Here is a 16,632-nt window from a genome sequence, read left to right as displayed (position 1 = left end):
CCCTCGGGCTCCCCGGCTTCCGCCGCCGCCCCGGCCTCCCCCGCGGCCCCGCAGCGGGGCCGTCCCGCCGTGGACTGGAGGATCCGCTTCGGTGCGCTCGCCCTCATATGGGGGTGCAGCTTCCTGTTCATCAAGCTCGGCACCGACGGCTTCCCGCCGCTGTACGTCTCCTTCGGGCGGATGTTCTTCGGTGCGGCGGTGCTGGTCACGATGCTGGCCGTGAAGCGGCAGCGCCTGCCGCGCGCCGCGCGCACCTGGGCCCACCTGGCCGTGGCCGCCTTCCTGCTCAACGCCCTGCCGTTCACGCTCTTCGCCTACGCCGAGCTGCGCATCCCCTCCACGCTCGCCGGCATCTGCAACGCCACGACCCCGCTGTGGGGCATGCTCCTCTCGCTCGTGGCGCTGTCCGAGGACCGGCCGACGCGGCGCCGCTTCGCGGGTCTGGCCATCGGCTTCGCCGGCGTGCTGACCGTGCTCGGAGCCTGGCAGGGCTTCTCCGGCCAGGACGCGGCGGGCACCGTGATGGCTCTCGCCGCCTCCGCCAGCTACGCGGTCGGGTGGATCTACGTCCGGCGCACGCTGGCCGATACGGGCGACTCCAACCTCTCGAAGTCCGGCGCGCAGCTGCTCCTGGGCACCGCCCAGCTCGCCGTCGTCGCCCCGGTGTTCGCGCCGGTGCCGACCTCCTTCCCCGCCGTGCCGCTGCTGGCCGTCTTCGCCCTCGGGGCGCTGGGCACGGGGCTCGCCTTCCTCGTGCAGTACGGGCTGGTCGCCGAGGTCGGGCCCACGACGGCCACCATGATCACCTACCTCGTGCCGGTCGTGGCGACCGCCGCCGGTGTGGCCTTCCTCGGGGAGACGCTCAGCTGGAACACCCCCGTGGGCGCACTGATCGTGCTGGCCGGCGCCGCCCTGACCCAGAGCAAGACCCAGAGCAAGACCGGGAGCCAGACCGGGAACAAGACCCTGAGCGGGAGCCGGGGCGGGAGCCGGGGCGGGAGCCGGGAGAAGAACCGGAACAAGGAACACAGCGCGGCCTGAGGCGCCGGCCGAGCGGCGGGGCCGTCAGTCGTAACGCCCCGCCGCCGAAGGGCGGGTCACGGACGCCAGGGCGTCGGCGACCTGCTCTATCTCGTCCACGGTCAGATCCGAGACGGTCAGCCGCACCGCCGGCGGCGACGCGAGCCGGAACCGGGCCCCCGGCGCGACCGCCCACCCCGCGTGCAGCAGCCGGGCGACCGCCGCCGTCTCATCGGGCACGGGCAGCCATACGTTCATCCCGCTGCGCCCGTGCGCCTCGATCCCCCGCTCGCGCAGGGCCCGCACGAGCGGATCGCGCCGGCGCCCGTACGCTCCGGCGACCTGTGCCGCGTCCACCGCGCCGCTGCGCCACAGATGCACGACGGCGTCCTGCAGGATGTGGCTGACCCAGCCGGGGCCCAGCCGCTGCCGACCGCGCACGCGATCCACGGTGACGGCGTCACCGGTGAGCACCGCGAGCCGCAGATCCGGCCCGTACGCCTTGGCGACGGAGCGCACGACGACCCAGTGGTCGGTGCAGCCCGTCAGGCTGTTCAGCGGCAGATCGACGATGCCGTGGCCGTGGTCGTCCTCGATGAGCAGCGCCTGCGGATGACCGGAGAGCACGGCGCGCAGCTCGCGCGCACGGGCCTCGCCGACCACCGCCCCGGTGGGATTCTGTGCCCGGCCGGTGACGACGACGGCCCGCGCGCCCTGGCGCAGCACCCGGTCCGCGGCCTCCGGCAGCGGGCCGTCGTCGTCGACGGGCAGGGGGACGGGGCGCAGCCCGAGGGCCGGGACCAGATCGAGGAGGCTGCCCCAGCCGGGATCCTCGACCGCGACAGCGTCACCGGGCCGCAGGTGCACGGCGAGCACGCGCTCGATGGCGTCGAGCGCACCGGAGGTGACGGCCAGCGGGCCGCCGGGGATGCCGTCCGCATCGAAGGCCGCCCTGGCGAACCGCTCAAGCTCGGTGTCGACGGCCGGAGCCCCGTAGAGCGCGGGGGCCTCGGCGGCACGCGCGGCGGCAGCGGCGAGCGCCTCGCCGAGCGGGGGCAGCAGGGCGGGATCGGGATTGCCCGCCGAGACGTCCCGCACGCCCTCGGGAGCCTCGACGTGCAGGAGCTCGCGGGGTGTGCTGGCCGGGCGGTGGCGCACCCGGCTGCCGCGGCGCCCGGCCGTCTCGATCACTCCGCGCTCGCGCAGCGTGCGATAGGCGGCGGCGACCGTATTGGGATTGACCCCCAGCTCCACCGCCAACTCCCTCATGGGAGGCAGCAACTCGCCCGGGGCGAGCCTTCCCGTGCCCACGGCGCGCTCCACGCTCGCGGAAATCTCTGCTGCGCGGCGACCCTCGATCCGATACTCTCCTAGCACAAAGAAGATTATGCACTAGTGCAATGGAGTTCGCAATGGCTGTTGCGCCGCCCGCCGCGTACGAGCAGACCGACCGGACCACCCCCACCCGCCTCCGCGAGCGCGCCTCGTACGACCGCGAGGTCGTGCACGCGATCCTCGACGCGGGGTACGTGTGCCACCTCGGCTTCGTGCGCGAGGGGGCGCCGGTCGTCCTGCCGACGCTCTACGGGCGCGTCGGCGACCGCCTCTACGTGCACGGCTCGACGGGTTCGCGCCCGCTGCGCAGCGCGGGCGGAGCCGGGGAGGCGAAGGAGACGGGCATGCCGGTCTGCGTGACCGTCACCCACGTCGACGCCCTCGTCCTCGCACGCTCCGCCTTCCACCACTCCCTCAACTACCGCTCGGTCGTGGTGCACGGGACCGCCCGGCAGGTGACCGACGAGCAGGAGAAGCGCGCGGCCCTCGATGCCCTGGTGGAGCAGGTCACGCCGGGCCGGGCGGCGGACTGCCGCCCGGCCTCGGCCAAGGAGCTCGCCGCGACGGCCGTGCTCCGCATCGACCTCACCGAGGTCTCGGCCAAGACGCGCACGGGGGGCGTCAACGACGACATCGAGGACCTGCCGCTCCCCCACTGGAGCGGCATCGTCCCCGTGGCCCCCGCGTACGGCACGCCCATACCCGACAAGCACCTGGCGCCCGGCACCCCCGTGCCCGGCTACGTCACCGCTCTGTGAGCGGAGCCGCGAGCGGCTCGACCGGCGACGGAACGGCCGCGGCCGGGGCCGCCGCCCCGCGCGCCTCCGCGGCGGCCAGCGCCGCCACGGCGCACAGCAGCACCGCCGTGCCGAGCGCGGTCGCGGCCGTGAGGCGCTCGCCCAGCAGGGTCACCGCGATGACCGCCGCCGTGACGGGCTCCAGCAGGGTGATCACCGACACCGTGGTGGCCCGCACCACTACGAGCCCGGCGAAGAACAGGCCGTAGGCCAGCGCCGTCGGCACCGTCACGAGATAGGCCCCCAGCGCCAGCGTGCGGCCCAGGTGCCCCTCCTGCGGCCACAGGCCCTCGGCGGCCGCGAGCGGCAGGAGGCACACGGTGCCGACCGCGAAGGAGGTCACGGTCGTGGTGAAGGGATCGGTGGCCCGGTTCTCGCGCTCCAGCACGCGCGCGTAGACGGTCACGACGGCGTATCCGGCGGCGGAGAGCAGCGCGAGCGCCACCCCCGCCGGGCGCACCGCGCCCGTGCCGTCGTTGCCGAGCATGAGCACGGCCAGCCCGGCGCACGCGCCGCCGACGGCCGTGGCGCCTCCGCCGCCGAGCCGTTCCCCCATGAGCAGGCGCCCGCCGAGGGCGACGAGGACGGGCGAGGCGCCCAAGGTGACCACGGTGCCGACGGCGATCCCTGTCGCCTCCACGGCCGCGAAGTAGGCGGTCTGGAAGACCGTCAGGCCGATGCCCGTGACGAGCACGCGCGCCGTCCTGCGCGGCCAGGCCTCGTAGGGCCGTGCGGCGCGGTCACGGGTACGGGCGGCGCGGCGCCGCATCAGGAGCCGGGCGGCCAGCAGCAAAACAAAGCCGCCGGCGGTGCGCCAGAAGGTCAGCGCGGCCGGGCCCAGGCCGCTGCTGCCCATGAGGAGGCCGGCGGTGGCTCCGGTGGTTCCCCACGAGGCGGCCGCGACGGCCACGTAGAGCAGACCTCGACGCACGGACATGCCGCCTGCCGGGACCGGCGAGGACGGAGGGACCGAGAGGACGGAGGACGAGGAAGCCGAAGAAGCCGAAGACGGCGAGGAAGGCGAGGAGGCCGAGGTGGCCGGAAGGTGCTCGGCCTGCGCGGTGGCCGGGCAGGACGACGGAGCGGAACGGGGCATGACTGTTCTCCCGCGGAAGACGTGAAGTGATCGCTGGTCCGTCGTGCGGGCAGCGGCGATCCGCCCGGGGGCTCCACCCCGGGCCCGGTCTTCCGGGTGCGGCCGCCCGCGCTAGGCGGCGGGAGGCGGCAGAACGGTCTTGTGCATGATCGTCACCCTAGGCCGGTCGCGTTCCGGCGGGCAACTCCCCCTGACCGCCGGCGTCCGCCGCGGAGACCGCCGCCTTTCCCTCGCCCTGCGCCACCGGCGTCGCGGCGGGCTTCTTGGGCGTGGAGGACTGGGCGATGAAGGCGCCCACCAGCACGAGGGCGCCGCCGGTGATCTGCGGCAGCGAGAGGTGCTCGCCGAGCAGCACCCAGGCCAGCACCGTGGCGACCACCGCCTCCAGGCAGGCGACCACCCCCGCCACCTGCGGCGAGAGCCTGCGCACGGCGAGCACGCCGGTGGCGTACGCGGCCACGGTGGCGATCAGCACGACCCAGGCGAGGAGCAGGACGGCGGGCACCTCGGTGCCGCTGATCCCGGCGCTCCCGGCGAGCACGGACCAGTCCATGCCCCAGGGGCGCGCGACGACCGTGAGGACCAGGGCCCCGATGAGCAGTCCGTAGGCGATGACGCCCAGGGGGTCGGCGGGCTCCTCGCCGTCGGCGCCGTGGTCGGAGAGCACGAAGTAGCCGACCTGGCAGCAGGCGGCGCCCAGCGCCAGCATCAGACCGACGGCGTCGAAGCTCATGCCCGCCCAGACTTCCACCACGCACGCGAGCCCGGCGACGGCGAGCGCCACGCCCACGGCCGCGGCACGGCTGACCGGCCGGCGCTGCACGAAGCGCACCCAGCCGAGCAGGAGCGCCGGGCCGAGGTATTCGACGAGCAGGGCCACGCCGACCGGGATCCGGGATATCGCACCGAAGTAGCAGGCCTGGACGCCGGCGACGGCCAGCAGACCGAAGCCGGCGAGGAGAGCGGGGCGGCGGGCGACGAGGGCGCGGTGGCGCCAGGCGACCGGCAGCAGGACCAGGGCGGCGCCGGCCGCCCGCAGCCACACCACGTGGAGCGGGTCGAGACCCGCCTGGATCAGCGGCTTGGCCGCAACACCGGAACCACCGAACGCGAGCGCGGAGACCAGGGCGAGGCCCAGGCCCGCGCTTCTCTCCTGAGAGGCATGCATCGGGTCATCATGCCAGCAGATGACAGGAGCGTCACCCTCGAACACTCCTGACAGTTTCCAGGACCCCGGCGCGGCGGCCTGCTTGCCGCGTCCCCTGCGCAACTCGTGCGGAACGTAAGGAACTCACGAAGCGTCGAGGCGAGCCGCGAGCACCTCCGTATCCACTCCGGCACGGCGCATGACCTCGGCCGCGCGGCACCGGTGGTCGAGGGCCAGCACCGCGAGGAGGTCCGTGCCCTCGGCCCGGGCGGCGCCCCGCGCGCGGGCCCGGGCGAACGCGCCCTCCATGGCGGCGGCCGCGGCGGGCGACCAGCCGGGCGCCCGGCAGGCGAGGAGGACGGGCAGCGAGCCGGAGTCCTCGACGGTGCCGCTCCAGCGCAGCCCGTAGCCGATGGTGCGCTGGACGAGATAGCCGAGCAGCCGCACGGACTGCCCGGCGCTCCCCTGCCCGGCGCTCCCGCCGTCCACGGCGCGGGACACCTCGGGGTCCGATTCCATCAGGGTGTGGAGCAGGTGGGCGGTGTCGACCTGGCGGTCGCCGTCCCGCACGGCGCGCCTGCGGGCACCCGCGACCGCCGCTGCCAGTTCGGCGCTGAACAGGCTCTCCCGGGCGACGTCCGCCGCCCCCGTATCTCCCACGCGGCTTTGCACGCTCCCACCCCATCAGTCACGAACCGCCCGGTCATCCCCGTAGGGGAGCATTCGCGCATCCCACGCGGGTTGGGCACGGGCCGCCGTTTCCTCCTCCTTGAGGAGGACGGCCGCGCAAGCGTTCTCAGGGGTGTTCACCCTTCTCCGGTCTCAGGCCTCGCCGGCCAGGGTCAGGAAGGCCTCCAGCAGCCCGAAGCCCACCTGGCGGGCCTCCTGCATCGCCTCCCAGTCGACGCCGCGACCGGCGTCCTCCCAGGGGGGCCTCCGGGGGGCAGGATCGAGGCCCGCACGTCCCCCGGTGCACGCCCCCGGCGCGCACGTCTCCCGGCGCGCACGTCCCCCGCGACCGCCCCGGCCGGGCCACTTTCGTGAATTGGCTCTGGCCTGCGGGTTCTTCGCGCCCTTAGCGTCCGGACATGCGCATTCGAATCGTCGACGCCTTCACCGACCGCCCCTTCGCCGGCAACCCGGCCGGGGTCGTCCTCTTCGACTCCGGGGAGTTCCCCGACGACGACCGGCTCCAGCGGATCGCCGCCGAGGTCAACCTCTCCGAGACCGCCTTCGCCCGCCCGCTCGCCGACGCCTCGCAGGGCGCCGACTGGGCGCTGCGCTGGTTCACGCCCCTCACCGAGGTCGACATGTGCGGCCACGCCACACTCGCCACCGCGCACGTCCTGCACACCACGGGCACCGCCACCGGCACGGTCCGCTTCGCCGCCCGCTGCGGCGTCCTCACCGCCACGGCGCACGAGGACGGTGCGATCACGCTGGACTTCCCGACCGCCCCGCTCGCCCCCGTCCCCCTTCCCGAAGGGGTGACCGAGGCCCTGGGCGCCGAGGTCCTCAGCACGTACGACACCGGTCCGCACATCGGCGACCTGCTGGTCGAGCTGGCCGACGAGAAGGCCGTACGGTCCCTGGCGCCCGACGTCCGCGCCCTCGCCCGGCACTCGCGCCGGGGCATCATCGCCACCGCCCCGGCCGAGGACCCGGCGCGCGGCTACGACTACGTCTCGCGCTGTTTCTTCCCCAACGTCGGCATCGACGAGGACCCCGTCACCGGCAGCGCGCACACCGCACTCGCCCCCTTCTGGTCCGCACGGCTCGGCCGCGACGACCTGACGGGGCTCCAGGCGTCCGCCCGGACCGGCCTGGTGCGCACCGGGCTGCGCGGCGACCGCACGCTGCTGACCGGCTCCGCTGTCACCGTCATCGAGGGCGACCTGCTCGCGTGAGCGGCGTGGGGGCGGGGTGGGAGCGGGGCGGACACCGGGGCGCGGCCTGAGGCCGGGCCGGCATCAGGCCGTGGGCAGCCACCCCACCTTGCCCGCGAGCAGCGCGTAGCCGACGAACGCCACGATGTCGATCAGCGCGTGCGCGGCCACCAGCGGCCCGACTCGCCCCCACCGCCGGTAGAGCAGGACGAAGACCACGCCCATCACCATGTTCCCGACGAACCCGCCGACGCCCTGGTAGAGGTGGTACGAACCGCGCAGCACGGCGCTCGCCGCAAGGGCAGCCGCCGGGGTCCAGCCCAGCTGCCCCAGCCGCCGCAGCAGGTACCCGACGACCACGACCTCTTCCAGCACCGCGTTCTGCACGGCCGAGGCGACGAGGACGGGGATCTTCCACCACACCTCGGGCAGCGACTCCGGCACCACCGTCAGGTTGAAGCCCGCGGCCCGGACGCCGAGGTAGAACAGCAGGCCGGTGCCGCCGATGGCCGCCGCCACGCCGGTGCCGCGCGTCAGGTCGAAGCCGGGGCGGTCCCGGTCGAGACCGACCGCGCGCAGGCCCGGCGCCCCTTCCCGCAGCAGCAGGTGCGCCACCAGGAACACGGGGACCAGCGCTGTCGCGATGCCGAAGACCTGCCAGGACAGGTCGAGCCAGGGCCGGCCGGGAGCGTGCGAGGCGTTGAGGTTGGCGGCCTGGTCCTTCAGCCCGCCCGGCCTGGTGAGCGCGCCGACGAAAGAGATCAGGGACGACACCGCGCTGGCCCCGAGCGACAGCGCCAGGACCAGGAGCGTCTCGCTGCGCAGGGTGCCGCGCCGGGCCGCTGCGCCACCGGACGGCGGGCCGCTCCGGGCTCCGGGCAGGATGCCGTCCTCGCCCTGCGCGTTCTGCCGCACCTGTGCCTCCGCTTCCTCCCGCCCCGCCGGCGGGGCGACGCCTGCCGGCCGCCGCTCGGACCGGCGGCCGCCGTCACAGCTTGCCCGACGCCCCGCGGCGGGTGGGCCAGGGGGTACGGGAGGGGAGGACGTGTCAGGCCGCGCGTCAGTGGTGTCCTGGGTTAGTGGTGCCCCGGGTTAGTGGCACCCCGGGCCAGTGGTGTCCCGGGCTCCTGTCGGTCGCGTCGGGTGCCGTGTCAGTCGCCGTAGCCCTCCGGCCAGGTGTGCACCGGCGCACCGGTGCGCATCAGCTCGCAGTAGCGCCGCGTGGTGACGGCCAGCGCCTTGTGGCGGTCCATGCCGTGCTCCAGCGCCCGGTGATAGGCCGCGGCCTGCCAGGACGCCCCGTTGGTGCGGCTGCGGCAGCGCCCTTCGATCACGCCGAGGTACCGGTCGCGGTCGGAGGGTTCCACGCCCCAGGCGTCGAGCCCGGCCGCCGCGAGCGGCAGCAGCTCCTCCTGGACGAGACGGACGGCCGGCCGGCGTTCCAGCGTGCCCGCCCGGCCCGCCCGGGGCCAGCGCAGCGAGGCGTCGATGCCGTGCCGGCAGGCCGCGTCGAAGTTCTCGGCGGCGACGCGGAAGGGCATTCTGGTCCACACCGGCCGCGGCTCCTCGGCGAGCGCCCTGACCAGCCCGTAGTAGAAGGCGGTGTTGGCGATGACGTCGGTGACGGTGGGGCCGGCGGGCAGCACCCGGTTCTCCACCCGCAGGTGCGGTACGCCGTCGGCGACCCCGTAGACGGGCCGGTTCCAGCGGTAGACCGTCCCGTTGTGCAGCGTCAGCTCGTGCAGCATCGGCACTCCGCCCGCCTCCAGGACACGCACCGGGTCCTCGTCGTCGGAGATCGGCAGCACCGGCGGGAAGAAGCGCAGGTTCTCCTCGAACAGCTCATACGCAGAATCGATCCAGCGCTCCCCGAACCAGGTGCGCGGCCGCACCCCCTGAGCCGTGAGCTCGGGCGGGCGGGTGTCCGTGGACTGGACGAACAGCGGCGGGCGGGACTCGCGCCACAGCTCCCGGCCGAAGAGGAAGGGGGAGTTGGCCCCGACGGCGATCTGCGCGGCCGCCACCGCCTGCGCGGAGTTCCACACGGCGGCGAACCGCCCGGGCGTCACCTGCAGGTGCAACTGCACGGACGTGCACGCGGCTTCGGGGGCGATCGACTCCGCGGTGCAGGTCAGCCGCTCGACACCCTCGATGTCGATCGTGAAGTGCTCGCCCCTGGCGGCCACCACCTGTGCGTTCAGCATGGCGTAGCGCTCGTCCGCGGAGAGGTTCGCCGACACCAGGTGACGGTCCTCCAGAGTCGGCAGAATTCCGATCATCACGATCCCGGAATCGACCTCCCGGGCCTTCCGGTCGGCATAGGAGAGAGTCGTCCGCAACTCCTCGGCAAGCTGATCCAGGACGCTTCCGGACAACCGGTGCGGAACAATATTCACTTCCAGGTTGAACCGGCCGAGTTCGGTCTGGAAATCACCGCTCGCGATACGCTCGAGCACCTCGGCGTTCACCATGCTCGGCATCCCGTCGGCCCCCGCGAGATTCAGCTCGATCTCCAGGCCCATGAGATTCCTGGGACGGTCGAAACGCTTCTCTTCCAGCAGCCTCCCCAGCGCTTCCAGGCACTGCCGGAGCTTTGCCCGGTGACGCTGCCTGCCGGTGAGGTCGACGCCCCCGGCCACGACCTTGTCCCCCATCGCAGGGTCCCTCCTCACGTGGGTCGCCGCGGCGCCGGCCGCTAGTGTCACGGTCGATGATGCCCAGCCAATGTGATCGATAACGCCCCGCCGGCACCGCATACCCGCTACGCTCACGGCAACGCATCCCGTGGCACATTCCGTGGGCATGACGGGCCGTCCGGCCTTTGCCGATAGCACCGGTGCGACGCCGGTGATAGCGCTGGTGATAGAGCTGGTGATAAACACCGACGAGATTCGGCCTACCCTGTCCGGGGCAGAATGCGAGGTGGCGTGCCCGCACTCGGCACAGAATCACCGAAATCACCCTCCGACGAGGCCCTGATATCCCCTTGCCGGAAATACGGGCGACAGCTAGCCGAAACACCATGTGAACACGTGTCGTATAAACTTCGGGGACGAGGCGGAGAGTAGGCGCCACGGCCCCGGCAGCCGGTAAGGTCCCGGCCCCCCTCTGACCCCGCACGCCGACAGCGTCGTCCGCACCCTGCCCAAGCACCACGTGTCTCCGAAGTGAGAGGCGACCCACCATGCCGCTGCATGTCCCCCCTGCCCCTGCGCCTGCCCTGCGCAGTGTCCTGAGCGCCCTCGGCTCCCCCTCCGCCGTCCGCGAGGCCCGCACCCCGTCACTGAAGGCCGCGCAAGGACCGCTGACCCCCGAACTCCCGCTGCCCGTCCACGTTCTGGAGCAGGCGACGGGCCGCGGTGGCACACCGCGCAGCCGGCTCACCGGCTGGCGGTTCTCGATCCGCGGCTCCGAGCGGGTGGTGGCCGCGGGCGAGACGGTGCGGACGGCGGACGGCTGGGCGTTCTCACACTTCTGCGAGGGCCCGTACCTGGCCTCCACGGAACACGCACTGCGGCAGGCGGAGGCGCTCGCGACGCCCTACCAGCCCCGGCTGCTGTCGGTGCCCGGGCTCTACATGCTCACGCTCTGGCTGCACGGGGACATCGCCGCCGACCCCGCCTCGGGCCTGCCCGGCCCGGGCGACCTGCTCGTGCCGCTCGCACCGGCGCCGCCGGGAATCGCGGCGCACCGCCCCCACCGCTTCGCCGAGTTGATGCCGGTCCTGACGCTCCGCCTGACCCCCGCCCCGCTGCTGAAGACCCCCGCTTGAGGAGCCGGCCCGACGGCCTGACGCCCCTTCCTTCCCCTGCGCCCCGCGGCTCCCCCGCCGCGGGGCGCACGCGTGTCCTCACCCTCGCGGACTAGCCCACTCCGACCATCGGTAACCACCCGGCCGGACGGTCATGTCGGAAGCAACCGCCCGCATGGGTGATGCGTCTCCAACGAGTGAGGAGCGCTGCCGGGAAATCCCTGCGGAATCACGCCCGTGGGGCAACACTGGTATCGACCAACCGATTCGCCAACGGGGGGCGGCATGAACACCGAATCGAGCCGCAGGACAGCCACCACATCACAGCGAAAGAACCCTCCCATGTGCCAGCACCAGCCCACGTGCCCCTCAGCCGACTCCGCCGACCGGGAAGCCGCGCACCTTGTGGCGCACCACCCCGAGCAGGGCTGGAGTCTGCTGTGCAACGGAGTCCTGCACTTCGAGGACACCGGTGAGCTGCTGCCGGACGGCCAGATCATCGCACCGCACCGGCCGCTGGACACGGGCAATGTGGTGACCGCTGCCTGAGCTCACGCACCACTGCACACAGCACCACAGCGCTCACGCACACCATAGGAACACCGCACCACAGGAACACCGCACCACAGGAAGACCGCGCCACAGGAATACAGGCGCACCCCGCACCACCGCGCCATGCACCACCCGCACCACCCGCACCACGCACGCAAAGGGGCCGGCCCGGCGACATCGCCGAACCGGCCCCGACTTGTGCCGGGCCTCAACCGAGGTCCGCGGCCGCGTCAGCCCTCGTAGTCCTCCAGCGGCGGGCAGGAGCACACGAGGTTGCGGTCGCCGTACGCACCGTCGACGCGGCGCACCGGCGGCCAGTACTTGTCGGCGGCCGAGACCCCGGCGGGGAAGACGGCCTCCTCACGGCTGTAGGAGTGCTCCCACGCGCCCGCCACGGAGGCGGCGGTGTGCGGCGCGTTCCGCAGGGGGTTGTCGTCCTTGCTCCACTCGCCCGAGCCGACCTTCTCGATCTCGGCACGGATCGCGATCATCGCCTCGCAGAAGCGGTCCAGCTCGGCGATGTCCTCGCTCTCCGTCGGCTCGATCATCAGGGTGCCGGCCACCGGGAAGGACATGGTGGGCGCGTGGAAGCCGTAGTCGATCAGGCGCTTGGCGACGTCGTCGACGCTCACGCCGGTCGCCTTGGTCAGCGGCCGCAGGTCGACGATGCACTCGTGGGCCACGAGGCCGTTCGGGCCGGTGTAGAGCACCGGGAAGTGCGGCTCCAGGCGCTTGGCGATGTAGTTGGCGCCGAGCACCGCGACCTGCGTGGCGCGCTTGAGGCCCTCGCCGCCCATCAGCCGGACGTACGACCAGGAGATCGGCAGGATGCCGGCCGAGCCCCACGGCGCCGCGGAGATCGGGCCGACGCCCGTGGCCGGGCCGGCGGTGGGCTGCAGCGGGTGGTTGGGCAGGTACGGCGCGAGGTGCGCGCGGACGGCGACCGGGCCGACGCCGGGGCCACCGCCGCCGTGCGGGATGCAGAAGGTCTTGTGCAGGTTCAGGTGCGAGACGTCGCCGCCGAACTTGCCCGGCTCCGCCAGGCCCACCAGGGCGTTGAGGTTGGCACCGTCCACGTAGACCTGGCCGCCGGCCTCGTGCACCTCCGCGCAGATGTCGGCGACGTGCTCCTCGAAGACGCCGTGCGTCGACGGGTAGGTGATCATCAGTACGGACAGCTCGTCGCGGTACTGCTCGATCTTGGCGCGCAGGTCCTGGACGTCGACCTCGCCGTCGTCGGCCGTCTTGACCACGACGACCTTCATGCCGGCCATCACGGCGCTGGCGGCGTTGGTGCCGTGCGCGGAGGACGGGATGAGGCAGACGGTGCGCTGCTCGTCCCCGTTGGCGCGGTGGTAGGCGCGGACGGCCAGCAGACCGGCCAGCTCGCCCTGGGAGCCGGCGTTCGGCTGGATGGACACCTTGTCGTAGCCGGTGACGGTGGCGAGCCGCTCCTCCAGCTCCGTGATCAGCGTGACGTAGCCCTCGGCCTGCTCGACCGGCGCGAAGGGGTGCAGCGCGCCGAACTCGGGCCAGGTGACCGGCTCCATCTCGGTCGTGGCGTTGAGCTTCATGGTGCAGGAGCCGAGCGGGATCATGCCGCGGTCCAGGGCGTAGTCCCGGTCGGCGAGGCGGCGCAGGTAGCGCAGCATGGCCGTCTCGGAGCGGTGCTCGTGGAAGACCGGGTGCGTGAGGTAGTCACCGGTGCGCAGGAGGGCCTCGGGGAGCGCCTCGGCGGCCACCGCGTCGAGCGCCTCGACGTCGCCGGTCACCCCGAAGGCGGCCCAGACGGACTCCAGGTGGGCGCGGGTCGTGGTCTCGTCACAGGCGATGCCCACGTGGTCGGCGTCGGTCAGGCGCAGGTTGACCCCGCGCTCGCGGGCGGCCTCGACGACCTCGGCGGCCCGGCCCGGGACGCGCACGGTCAGGGTGTCGAAGTAGGCGCCGTGCACGACCTCCACGCCGCCGGCGCGCAGGCCCTCGGCGAGGATCGCGGCGTAGCGGTGGGTGCGGCGGGCGATCGCGGCCAGGCCCTCGGGGCCGTGGTAGACGGCGTACATGCCGGCCATGACGGCGAGGAGCACCTGGGCGGTGCAGATGTTGCTGGTGGCCTTCTCGCGGCGGATGTGCTGCTCGCGGGTCTGCAGGGCCAGGCGGTAGGCCTTGTTGCCGTCGGCGTCGACGGAGACGCCGACGAGGCGGCCGGGCAGGCTGCGGGCGAACTGCTCGCGCACGGCCATGAAGCCGGCGTGCGGGCCGCCGAAGCCCATGGGCACGCCGAAGCGCTGGGTGGTGCCGACCGCGATGTCCGCACCGAGCTCGCCGGGCGAGGTCAGCAGCGTCAGGGCCAGCAGATCGGCGGCGACGGTGACGACCGCACCGAGCTCGTGGGCGCGCTCGATGACCGGGCGCAGGTCGCGCACGACGCCGGAGGCGCCGGGGTACTGCAGGAGGACGCCGAAGACGCCGCGCTCGGCGATCTCGTCGGGGATGCCCGCGCTCAGGTCCGCGACGACGACCTCGACGCCCGTCGGCTCGGCGCGCGTCTCGATCACGGCGACGGTCTGCGGCAGGGTGTCGGCGTCGATCAGGAAGACGCCCTTCTTGACCTTGCCGACGCGACGGGACAGGGCCATGGCCTCGGCGGCCGCGGTGCCCTCGTCGAGGAGGGAGGCGCCGGAGGTGGGCAGCCCGGTGAGGTCGGCGACGACGGTCTGGAAGTTCAGCAGGGCCTCCAGGCGGCCCTGGGAGATCTCCGGCTGGTACGGCGTGTAGGCCGTGTACCAGGCGGGGTTCTCCATGACGTTGCGCAGGATCACCGGCGGGGTGAACGTGCCGTGGTAGCCGAGGCCGATCATCGGGGCGAGGACCTGGTTGCGGTCGGCGAGCGAGCGCAGTTCGGCGAGGACCTCGGCCTCGCTGCGGGCCTCCGGCAGGGCCAGGGCGCCCACGCTCTTGATCACTTCCGGCACGGCGGCGGCGGTGAGCTCGTCCAGCGACCCGAAGCCGACCTGGGCGAGCATCTTGGCCTGGGCCTCGCCGTCGGGGCCTATGTGGCGGCGCTCGAACGGGGTGTCCCGCTCCAGGTCGGAAAGGGCGATGCGGTGGGCAGTCATCTGCGGAGGCCTCCTGGTCGTTGCGACCTGCGAGGGGTACCACGGCGCGGGTACCCGGACGGCCTCCCCCTCTGTCATCTCAACCTGAGAGCTTCACCGGACCGCAGCGCACGGCCCGGCTTTCACCGTCGGTGAGGAAGGGCTTCGGCGCTTGGCTGACCGGGCCCGCCCTGCTTTCCAGAGTGACCTCGTCCGTGCGGTACGGGTGCCTGAGAGATTCCGGGGAGGATTTGCTCCTTCGGCGCCTCCGCCGGCCCCACTGGGGGGGCTTGCGGGAGGACTCTCCCGCACGGATTCTGCGGCCATTCGCCAGCCTACCAGCGCGGCTTTCCCGCCGGATCTCCCGAGTGGCCGCTTCTCGCTTTGTGTTTTTACGTGGGGGGAGGTGCCGATACAGGGAGGAACCGTGCAGAGCGACATCGATCCCCGGAGCCTGATCGGACGGAAGGTCGTCGACCGCGCCGGGGCGAAGATCGGCACGGTGGACGAGGTCTATCTGGACGACGCCACGGGGGAACCGCTCTGGGCGGCCGTACGCACCGGTTTCTTCCGGCGGGACGCCTTCATCCCCCTGGCGACCAGCGAGATCACCGGCCAGAACCTCCGCACGGCGTACGACCGGGCCCTGATCAAGGAAGCCCCGGACTTCGGCGTGGGCCGCCACCTCTCCCCCGAGCAGGAGGTCCAGCTCTACCACCACTACCGACTCGGCATCCCGGGAACGTCACCCCGGCCGGCCCCGGGCCCGAAACGGGACGCGCCGCTGCCGCCGGGCCCGCCCGGCGCCCCGGATCCCGGCCCCGGGGACGCGCCGGGATCAGCCCCGGCACCGGCCCCCAGCCGGGAACGTCACCCGGACCCGGACACGGACCCGGGCCCCGGCCCACACGCCGCCCCGAGCCCGAAACCGGACCGTAATCAGGACTCCGCATCCGACCCGAGCCCGGGAACAGCCTCCATGCCAGCCGAGGGGCCGCCCTCGGCACCCGAATCACACCCGAGCCGGGACGCGCAATCCCCATCCGTCTCCGGACCGGGCCCTACACCGGGAGGTAGACGGGCCTCGGGCCCCGGCTCACGCCCAAGCCGGGAACCACAACCCGCATCCGATCCCGGACCGGGCCCTGCACCGGGACGTGGACAGGCCGCGGGCCCCGGACCACACCCGAGCCGGGAACCCGAACCCCCCTCCGTCCCAGGACCGGGCCCTGCAGCAGGTCAAGGAGTGGCCTCGGAACCCGAATCACGCCCGAGCCGGGAGCCGCAACCCCCCTCCGGTCCCGGACCAGCCCCGGAACCCGAGTCCCACCCGGGCCGGGGACCGGAATCCGTATGCGGCCCCGGACCGGGGTCCGTAGTGGGGCACACGTCGGCGACAGCCCCACGAGCATGCCCGGGCCGGGGCCCGGCGTTCCCGGGCTGTCCCGGATCGGGATCCGGACCCGGACAAGGGCCGGCGACGGACCCCGGCTCTGGGTCCGCAGTGCGGGCCGGGCCGGGCTCGGGCCCGGGGGCCGGGCACGAGCCGGGGGCCGTGTGCGCACCCGGGCCCGGACCCGAGACGGAGTCCGGCTCGCGGGTCGGGCCGACGGCGGGGTCCCGCTGCTGGTCGGAGCCGGAGTCGTGGCCCGCGGTGGCCCCGGGCCCAGGGGCAGCGGCCCCAGCCGGAGCCCCCGGCGTGGACGGGTCCGGGCACCGGTCCGTCGGCGGATCAGCCTGCTGATCCGCCGACCGTACGAGGGGCAGCGGCTCCCCCGCTTCGAGCGCGGGGTCGTCGACCGCGAACGTCCGGACGCGCCCCGGCTCCGACCACGGCTGTTCGAAGCGGACGGTGACCCGGCCGACCCCGCTGCCCTGCACCCATCCCGCCCCGTACTCGGCGTGCACCACGTCCAGCCCGGGCAGCCAGCGCCGCGGCTTCGCCTCCGTGAC

12 protein-coding genes, 3 pseudogenes and 1 riboswitch are annotated in these 16,632 nt (G+C 73.6%); of the genes and pseudogenes, 6 read left to right on the top strand and 9 right to left on the bottom strand.

The window, feature by feature from the left end:
* A partial coding sequence (locus tag ACSNOG_RS26875) for a DMT family transporter (protein WP_436755281.1) occupies window positions 1-1,041 on the top strand: 1,041 nt, incomplete at its 5' end.
* A 24-nt stretch (window positions 1,042-1,065) separates the two neighbouring features.
* On the opposite strand, the gene ACSNOG_RS26870 is transcribed toward ACSNOG_RS26875, so the two are convergent.
* Window positions 1,066-2,397 carry an aminotransferase class I/II-fold pyridoxal phosphate-dependent enzyme gene (locus tag ACSNOG_RS26870; protein ID WP_436755280.1) on the bottom strand — a complete coding sequence of 444 codons (1,332 nt, stop codon included), beginning with the start codon at window positions 2,395-2,397 and terminating at the stop codon, window positions 1,066-1,068.
* 35 nt (window positions 2,398-2,432) lie between these two features.
* On the opposite strand from ACSNOG_RS26870, the gene ACSNOG_RS26865 reads away from it, so the two are divergent.
* Window positions 2,433-3,113 (top strand): pyridoxamine 5'-phosphate oxidase family protein, encoded by a 681-nt coding sequence (locus ACSNOG_RS26865; RefSeq protein ID WP_436755279.1) that lies wholly within the window; start codon window positions 2,433-2,435, stop codon window positions 3,111-3,113.
* Here ACSNOG_RS26865 and ACSNOG_RS26860 read toward each other — a convergent pair.
* The 4 genes and pseudogenes from ACSNOG_RS26860 to ACSNOG_RS26845 all read right to left on the bottom strand — a co-directional run.
* Window positions 3,100-4,089, bottom strand: coding sequence for a DMT family transporter (locus ACSNOG_RS26860; RefSeq protein WP_436755278.1), 990 nt, complete (start codon window positions 4,087-4,089; stop codon window positions 3,100-3,102). The genes ACSNOG_RS26865 and ACSNOG_RS26860 overlap by 14 nt on opposite strands.
* A 316-nt stretch (window positions 4,090-4,405) precedes the next feature.
* Complete coding sequence (locus ACSNOG_RS26855; RefSeq protein ID WP_436755277.1) at window positions 4,406-5,416, bottom strand: EamA family transporter; 1,011 nt, start codon at window positions 5,414-5,416, stop codon at window positions 4,406-4,408.
* Window positions 5,417-5,539: 123 nt separating this feature from the next.
* The gene (locus ACSNOG_RS26850; RefSeq protein ID WP_436755276.1) at window positions 5,540-6,055 is read right to left on the bottom strand and encodes a Clp protease N-terminal domain-containing protein; all 516 of its coding nucleotides are present in this window, start codon (window positions 6,053-6,055) and stop codon (window positions 5,540-5,542) included.
* Window positions 6,056-6,241: 186 nt separating this feature from the next.
* Window positions 6,242-6,331 (bottom strand): annotated as a pseudogene (locus ACSNOG_RS26845) (PadR family transcriptional regulator); the annotation flags it as partial.
* A 152-nt stretch (window positions 6,332-6,483) separates the two neighbouring features.
* Between ACSNOG_RS26845 and ACSNOG_RS26840 the strand changes: the two are divergent.
* Entirely contained in the window at window positions 6,484-7,302 is an 819-nt protein-coding gene (locus ACSNOG_RS26840) for a PhzF family phenazine biosynthesis protein (protein WP_436755275.1), read from the top strand.
* A gap of 63 nt (window positions 7,303-7,365) precedes the next feature.
* Here the strand turns inward: ACSNOG_RS26840 and ACSNOG_RS26835 are convergent, their stop codons facing one another.
* Together ACSNOG_RS26835 and ACSNOG_RS26830 are read right to left on the bottom strand one after the other, a co-directional pair.
* Window positions 7,366-8,166, bottom strand: coding sequence for a CPBP family intramembrane glutamic endopeptidase (locus tag ACSNOG_RS26835; RefSeq protein WP_436755282.1), 801 nt, complete (start codon window positions 8,164-8,166; stop codon window positions 7,366-7,368).
* Between the two features lie 266 nt (window positions 8,167-8,432).
* The gene (locus ACSNOG_RS26830; protein WP_436755274.1) at window positions 8,433-9,935 is read right to left on the bottom strand and encodes a glutamate--cysteine ligase; all 1,503 of its coding nucleotides are present in this window, start codon (window positions 9,933-9,935) and stop codon (window positions 8,433-8,435) included.
* 530 nt (window positions 9,936-10,465) lie between these two features.
* Here ACSNOG_RS26830 and ACSNOG_RS26825 point away from each other — a divergent pair.
* Both ACSNOG_RS26825 and ACSNOG_RS26820 read left to right on the top strand, forming a co-directional pair.
* Window positions 10,466-11,053: a hypothetical protein gene (locus ACSNOG_RS26825; protein WP_436755273.1), complete on the top strand. Its 588-nt coding sequence runs from the start codon at window positions 10,466-10,468 to the stop codon at window positions 11,051-11,053.
* Window positions 11,054-11,374: 321 nt separating this feature from the next.
* Window positions 11,375-11,581: a DUF5999 family protein gene (locus ACSNOG_RS26820; protein ID WP_058041342.1), complete on the top strand. Its 207-nt coding sequence runs from the start codon at window positions 11,375-11,377 to the stop codon at window positions 11,579-11,581.
* A 233-nt stretch (window positions 11,582-11,814) separates the two neighbouring features.
* Here the strand turns inward: ACSNOG_RS26820 and gcvP are convergent, their stop codons facing one another.
* Entirely contained in the window at window positions 11,815-14,700 is a 2,886-nt protein-coding gene (gcvP, locus tag ACSNOG_RS26815; RefSeq protein ID WP_436755272.1) for an aminomethyl-transferring glycine dehydrogenase, read from the bottom strand.
* Window positions 14,701-14,887: 187 nt separating this feature from the next.
* A riboswitch (glycine riboswitch) is annotated at window positions 14,888-14,998 on the bottom strand.
* A gap of 108 nt (window positions 14,999-15,106) precedes the next feature.
* Here gcvP and ACSNOG_RS26810 point away from each other — a divergent pair.
* Window positions 15,107-15,457 (top strand): annotated as a pseudogene (locus tag ACSNOG_RS26810) (PRC-barrel domain-containing protein); the annotation flags it as partial.
* A gap of 977 nt (window positions 15,458-16,434) precedes the next feature.
* On the opposite strand, the pseudogene ACSNOG_RS26805 reads toward ACSNOG_RS26810, so the two are convergent.
* A pseudogene (locus ACSNOG_RS26805) lies at window positions 16,435-16,632 on the bottom strand (DNA polymerase IV); the annotation flags it as partial.

Origin of the sequence: Streptomyces sp. URMC 124, from assembly GCF_051386455.1 — a bacterium.
GTDB lineage: Bacteria > Actinomycetota > Actinomycetes > Streptomycetales > Streptomycetaceae > Streptomyces.
Note: the sequence above shows the minus strand (reverse complement) of the source record. Positions and strands in the feature narration are given on the sequence as shown.

Bases quoted from the DNA above. Each gene is read 5' to 3' on its own strand.
- ACSNOG_RS26865 (WP_436755279.1), top strand. From the start codon at position 2,433: ATGGCTGTTGCGCCGCCCGCCGCGTACGAGCAGACCGACCGGACCACC.
- ACSNOG_RS26860 (WP_436755278.1), bottom strand. From the start codon at position 4,089: ATGTCCGTGCGTCGAGGTCTGCTCTACGTGGCCGTCGCGGCCGCCTCG.
- ACSNOG_RS26855 (WP_436755277.1), bottom strand. From the start codon at position 5,416: ATGCATGCCTCTCAGGAGAGAAGCGCGGGCCTGGGCCTCGCCCTGGTC.
- ACSNOG_RS26840 (WP_436755275.1), top strand. From the start codon at position 6,484: ATGCGCATTCGAATCGTCGACGCCTTCACCGACCGCCCCTTCGCCGGC.
- ACSNOG_RS26830 (WP_436755274.1), bottom strand. From the start codon at position 9,935: ATGGGGGACAAGGTCGTGGCCGGGGGCGTCGACCTCACCGGCAGGCAG.
- ACSNOG_RS26825 (WP_436755273.1), top strand. From the start codon at position 10,466: ATGCCGCTGCATGTCCCCCCTGCCCCTGCGCCTGCCCTGCGCAGTGTC.
- ACSNOG_RS26820 (WP_058041342.1), top strand. From the start codon at position 11,375: ATGTGCCAGCACCAGCCCACGTGCCCCTCAGCCGACTCCGCCGACCGG.
- gcvP (WP_436755272.1), bottom strand. From the start codon at position 14,700: ATGACTGCCCACCGCATCGCCCTTTCCGACCTGGAGCGGGACACCCCG.